This is a genomic window from Devosia sp. (assembly GCF_034675085.1).
Classification (GTDB): domain Bacteria; phylum Pseudomonadota; class Alphaproteobacteria; order Rhizobiales; family Devosiaceae; genus Devosia.
This window is the reverse complement of sequence record NZ_JAUCDN010000230.1, coordinates 1-5,320: the sequence shown is the minus strand read 5'-3', so window position 1 is coordinate 5,320 and position 5,320 is coordinate 1. Positions and strand designations below refer to the sequence as shown.

Annotated in this window: 6 protein-coding genes; 3 read left to right on the top strand and 3 right to left on the bottom strand. The window is 62.7% G+C overall.

What is annotated here, in order from left to right; all coding sequences use genetic code 11:
- The coding region (locus tag VDP82_RS13395) for a GMC family oxidoreductase (RefSeq protein WP_323015349.1) at positions 1–274 on the top strand (274 nt) is incomplete at its 5' end.
- Between the two features lie 120 nt (positions 275–394).
- Positions 395–790 (top strand): hypothetical protein, encoded by a 396-nt coding sequence (locus tag VDP82_RS13390; protein ID WP_323015348.1) that lies wholly within the window; start codon positions 395–397, stop codon positions 788–790.
- Here VDP82_RS13390 and VDP82_RS13385 read toward each other — a convergent pair.
- Positions 780–2,054 (bottom strand): O-antigen ligase family protein, encoded by a 1,275-nt coding sequence (locus tag VDP82_RS13385; RefSeq protein WP_323015347.1) that lies wholly within the window; start codon positions 2,052–2,054, stop codon positions 780–782. The two genes, VDP82_RS13390 and VDP82_RS13385, sit on opposite strands and share 11 nt — an antisense overlap.
- A 125-nt stretch (positions 2,055–2,179) precedes the next feature.
- On the opposite strand from VDP82_RS13385, the gene VDP82_RS13380 reads away from it, so the two are divergent.
- On the top strand, positions 2,180–3,499 hold the full coding sequence (locus VDP82_RS13380) for a TIGR03808 family TAT-translocated repetitive protein (RefSeq protein ID WP_323015346.1): 1,320 nt from the start codon (positions 2,180–2,182) through the stop codon (positions 3,497–3,499).
- Here VDP82_RS13380 and VDP82_RS13375 read toward each other — a convergent pair.
- Together VDP82_RS13375 and VDP82_RS13370 are read right to left on the bottom strand one after the other, a co-directional pair.
- The gene (locus tag VDP82_RS13375; RefSeq protein ID WP_323015345.1) at positions 3,496–4,728 is read right to left on the bottom strand and encodes a hypothetical protein; all 1,233 of its coding nucleotides are present in this window, start codon (positions 4,726–4,728) and stop codon (positions 3,496–3,498) included. The genes VDP82_RS13380 and VDP82_RS13375 overlap by 4 nt on opposite strands.
- Positions 4,729–4,761: 33 nt before the next feature.
- Positions 4,762–5,160, bottom strand: coding sequence for a GtrA family protein (locus tag VDP82_RS13370; RefSeq protein ID WP_323015344.1), 399 nt, complete (start codon positions 5,158–5,160; stop codon positions 4,762–4,764).
- Between the last annotated feature and the right edge of the window lie 160 nt (positions 5,161–5,320).

The window sequence follows — 5,320 nt, the reverse complement described above, 5'->3', positions numbered from 1 at the left end:
GGTGGGCGCGGCAGGCATCGGAAGGCTGCGCCTGGGCATCGATGATCCGCCGCAATTCGACGGGGTCTTCACCGGCTATCACCACATGGGCACGACGCGGATGCACGACGATCCCGCCCAGGGCGTGGTGGATGCCCATTGCAAGGTACATGGCCTGGCCAATCTGCATATCGCCGGCAGCTCGGTCTTCACCACCGGCGGCACAGCCAATCCGACATTGACCATTACCGCGCTGGCCATCCGCCTTGCCGACAGGCTGGCAGGGCTGGTTTAGAGCGTTTCCAGGAAAAGTGGATACCGGTTTTCCGGTTCGGAAACGCGATAAAACAAACACCTGGATCATTTCACCGTTTAGGAGAAACGGTGAAATGATCTAGTCGAGGAAGGAATTTTCATGTTCAAGCCCAGCCGCCGCCAGCTTCTCTTCACCGCCATCGGCGCAATGTCGGTCCTGGCGGCGCGCGATTTCTTCCTGCTTTATTGCCGGGGCGTTGCCCGTAACGTTCCGGATTTTTTCGCCAGCCTCGATACGGAAACACTCGATGCTGCTAAGGCCGTGGGCAGCCGCGTCGCCCGGCTGCACCCTGGTTTTGGCGCCGAGCCGACGCTTGTGCGCCTGCTGGAAAGCCGTCCGCTGCTGCTGGCGGCGCATGAGGAAAGCTGTGTTGACACCCGCCAGGCCATGATCCAGCAGCAATGCTGCGAGGATTTTGCCGATGGCCGGACCGTGGTCGTCGATGGCTGGGTAGTCTCCGAGACGGAAGCCCAGCTTTGCGCCTCTATCGCCTGATTGCCGCCTTTAAGGCGCGGGGCGGGGCGGAATTGGCGCTGATCCCCCAGATCAGGCCCACCACCAGGAAATAATGGCGCCAGTGATCGGTATCGATGAGGCCGGACTGGATAACCAGCGGGATATAAACCGCGATCGCGGGGATGAGCAGGGCGCGCCGCGATGAATCCCTCAGCCCCGAAATCCCGCGCCAGAGCGTCATGACGATGAGCATATAGTAGCAGAGCCCACCGCCCCAGCCATAGGCTTGCAGCACGGTGACATAGGTGTTGTGTGGCTGCTCGCGGATGCGGAAATTGCCAAATTCGGTAGGCCCCAGTCCCCAGGGATGGTTGAGGGCGAGATCGAACGCATAGCCCTGCCGGCCGAAGCGGCCGGTTTCCCCGGTATCGTAGTCCTGGGTTACGCTGGCGCGCTGTTCGAACAGCGTGCCGATGGCGGGGACCGACAGAAGGCCGGCGAAGGCTGCGATCACGATCAGGCCTCCGACCAGGGCGAAGGTGAGCATGCGCAGCTTTTCCAGCGCCTTGGCCTCGAGCCAGAAACACAGCGCGAAGACCAGCAGCGCCGATGCCGCGAAGTGCCCCCAGGCTGCCCGGGAAAAACTGACGAACACCCCGACCATCAACAGCAGCACGATGGCGCCGTTGACGAGACGCCGCCTTCGCTGCAATAGCAGGTCGCGCAGCACGAACATGGCCGGCAGCACGAGGAAGGGCCCATAGACATTGGGGTCCTTGAACATCCCCTTGGCCCGGTCGTATCGCAGGAAGATATCGGCGCCGGGCAGGAGCTTGAGATAGGCGAGCAGGCCGATGGTCGCCGAAATGACCGCGATCGCCACATAGGCCTGGCGGATGATCGCCACGCGCTGAGCGGGGGCCTCGGCGACGAAATTGGCGACGAAATAGGCGGTAAGCAGCAGAAAGATCGTCACCGCCACGAAAACGAATGCGTCCGTCAGCGAGGTGTAGCGAACCTGGAACGCCGCGATGAGGCCGAATGCGGCAAAGACCACGCAAAGCAGCAGCAGGGGCGTCGTCGAGCTGTAGAGCCTGAGGCCGGAGGCCAGGGCCGCGGCCAGCGTCACGATGAAGAGGAACTCATAGAAGGACGGCTCGAAAAGAATGATGCCGCCCGAAAATACCCACAGCCAGACGACCGCCAGCAGGCTCTTCGAGGCCATCGCGCGCAGATATGCCCGGCCGCGATATCGGTCCGCGTCCAGGCTCGCCGCATCGCGCCAGGAGAGAGTTTCGGTCATGGCATGCCTGATTTGGGGAATGCTGCGCAAACCCTATAGGAGCGGTGTAAAGGAGCCTTTAACCGTATTGGCTGTTGGCTGGGAGCGAGCGCCGGACGGCTCGGCATGCTGAAGGAGAGCGCCCGATGATGACACGCCGAAACCTGCTGATTGGCGGCGCCGGCCTCGGCGCGAGCCTGACACTTGCCGGAGCCGCCGCTGCCCAAAGCACGGTGGATGCCCGGGCTTTCGGGCTGCAGGAGGGGGCAGGCGATCAGAGCCAGGCCCTGCAACTGGCCATCGATGCGGCAATCGGCCTGCGCCAGCCGCTCGCTCTCGGCGCGGGAGTGTTCGAAATCAAGGATGTCAGGATCACCGGGCCGCTGACCATAAGGGGATCGGGCCAGACCGTTCTTCGGCTCGCGGGGGGCGAGGCGCTTCTGTCGGTCTTCGATTGCGACGATGTCGTTCTCGAAGCCTTGAGCCTGGAAACAAATGCGCAATCGGGAATGGAAACGGCCCTGCTGGCCATGGCGGGCGCCAGCCGCTTTACCATCCGCGATTGCCGCTTTGTCCATGCCGGGATCGGCATCAAGGCCCATGGCAGCCAGGGCCGCATCGAAAATTGCCGGTTTTCCGACATCGCCGATACCGCCATCTTTTCCACCGATAGTGGGGGGCTGGATATCGAAGGCAACACCATAACCGGCTGCGGCAATGGCGGCATCCGCATCTGGCGGGGTGAAAGCGGGCCCGACGGCTCCCGCATTTTTGGAAACCGCATTGGCGCCATCGACTGGAAAGGCGGCGGCAATGGCCAGAACGGCAATGGCATCAATATCTTCCGCGCCGATGGCGTCAGCATCGCCGACAATTCCATCGCCGATTGCGCCTTTTCCGCCATCCGCCTGAATGCCACCAACGATACCCGCGTCATCGGCAATCATTGCGTGCGCAGCGGAGAGGTTTCGATCTTTTCCGAGTTCGGCTTTTCCGGCTCCATCATCAGCGACAATCTGATTGAAGGTGGCGCGGCGGGCATTTCCATGACCAATTTCGACCGCAATGGGCGGCTGTCCGTCTGCAAGGGCAATATCGTGCGCAATTTGGCCAAGGGCTCGCTCACCAATCCCGGTGTCGTTCCCTATGGCATTGCCGCCGAGGCCGATGCCGCCATTGTCGGCAATATCGTCGAGGCCGTTCCGGGCACCGGCATCGTCGTCGGCTGGGGCCCCTATCTGCGCGACGTGCTGGTGAGCGACAATCTGGTGCGGGGATGCGAGATGGGCATCGTGGTCAGCCTCGCCCCCGGCGCCGGCCATGCCCGCATCAGCGGCAATATCGTGTCGGGCAGCGTCCGCCACGCCATTGCGGGGGCCAGATGGGACGATATCGTCAGTACCGATCTGGCGGCGGATGCCGCTGCCTACGATACCCTCGCCATCACCGGCAACAGTGTTTTCTAGCCCGGCACGCCCAGCAATCTGCCGAAGGCCAGCATGCTGAGCGTCACTGCCATGGAATAGCCCGTCAGCAGCGCCAATGGCGCAGCGTGGGCAGGGCGGACGCCCCGCGCCAGCAGCACCAGTAATATTGGCAGCCAGTCCAGCGCATAGCGCTGGGCGCTGTACTGGGAAAAGCCGTTGGAGTGATAGAAGAGCGTCAATCCCAGGATGAGCGCGACCGTTCCCATTGCAAACCAGAAATCGCGGTTCCACGGCGCCAAAAGGGCAAAAAACAGCGCCGGCGTCACCAGGAACAGCGAGGCGCCATTGATGTCGAAGCTCAGCATCTCTGTGAGATATTTGCCGCCGAATTCCACATGCGGCCCGGCAATGAACATGTAGACGAAATTGAAGAGGAAATACTGGTCCGAGAAAATGCCGAGGTCGCGCACGCGGTCGCGCAGGAACAGCGCGACATCGGCCCCGCTCTCCCATTCCAGGGGGAAAATATAGGAATAGCCGGTTTCGAGAGGCGAGCCGAAGCGGGCGGCGTTATAGGCGAAATAGACCGCTATCGCCACGAGTGGGAAGGCCGAGAGCGCCATCACCCTGCGGATCGCTGCCCAGTCGATGGTGAACCAGGCCCGGTCCTTGTCCAGCATCAGCACATAGAGCACGGGCAGATAGAGAATGGTCATCTGCCGGCACAGGAATGCCATGCCGATGAACAGCCCAACGAGCAAGGCGTTCGGTTTCACCAGCGCGAAATACAGCGCTGCGGTTGCGAAGAGGAACCCCCAGCTCTGCGCGAAGAACCACACGTGATCGCCGCGCAGCGTGACGAAGGCCAGGGGCGAGGCGAAGAGCACCACGCACACCAGCAGCAGCGCGATATCGCGCGAGCCCGACTGCTGCGAGAAGATGCGCCACCACAGCCATCCGCTGGCAAGGAAAGCCAGAACGGCCAATAGCGTGAACCCGGCGAAGCCGGGGCCGAACAGGGCGACGAAGGGCAGGGCGATCACGCCGGGCATTGGCGGGAAGATGATATAGGTCTTGCCGTCGAACAGCGCGCAATCGCCATCGACGCAAAGGTCGGTGTCGAACCGGCCTTCGAGCCAGCCCTGCGCAAGCTGCACATAGCTGTTGGAGAGCGGTTGCTCGGCCAGCATGGCCAGGCCGAAGGCGGCCAGGACGGCGAGGGCCAGCACCGCCAGGATGGCTGTGACGAGCGAGCGCTTGGTGAACACGATGACGCCTCCAGTAAATTGCGCGGCCGGCGTTCAGCCGTTGGCGGATATCCGAAATGTCAGCAGCTTGTGGCCGAAATAATTGCCCACCGAGCCGATGCCGATGGCGAGGCCATGCGCCAGTGCTTCCCGCACCGCTTCGGGCCACAAGGTATGGGAAAAGCCCCAGAGCAGCGCATTGGCGGCCACCATCACCACGCCCGCGCCCACCAGATTGACGCCCAGGAACATGGCGGTCTGCTGAAGGATGGGGCGGTCTGAGCCCGGAAAGACATAGCTGCGATAGAGGAGGAAGCCCGAGGTCATGCCGATGAAATAGGCGACCAGAACTGCCGCCGAGAACGGCAGGAACAGCGAGAGCGGAAAGCGCGCGACCCAGTTTATGGCCGCGGCCAGCCCGCCCAGCAGCAGGAAACGAACGACTTGCGGCAAGCGATGGATCAAAACGGCAGCCCCCGCCAGGCCATGATGAACGCCGCGCCAACGGCGGCGCAGAGCATCAGGCTCTTGGGATCGCGCGTGGCGAAGACTACTGGATCGTCCATGAGCTCGCCCCGTTGCGCGATCATCCAGATGCGCGAGAGCCACAGGA

Coding starts and splice junctions, on each gene's coding strand:
- VDP82_RS13390 (WP_323015348.1), top strand. CDS start 395: ATGTTCAAGCCCAGCCGCCGCCAGCTTCTCTTCACCGCCATCGGCGCA.
- VDP82_RS13385 (WP_323015347.1), bottom strand. CDS start 2,054: ATGACCGAAACTCTCTCCTGGCGCGATGCGGCGAGCCTGGACGCGGAC.
- VDP82_RS13380 (WP_323015346.1), top strand. CDS start 2,180: ATGATGACACGCCGAAACCTGCTGATTGGCGGCGCCGGCCTCGGCGCG.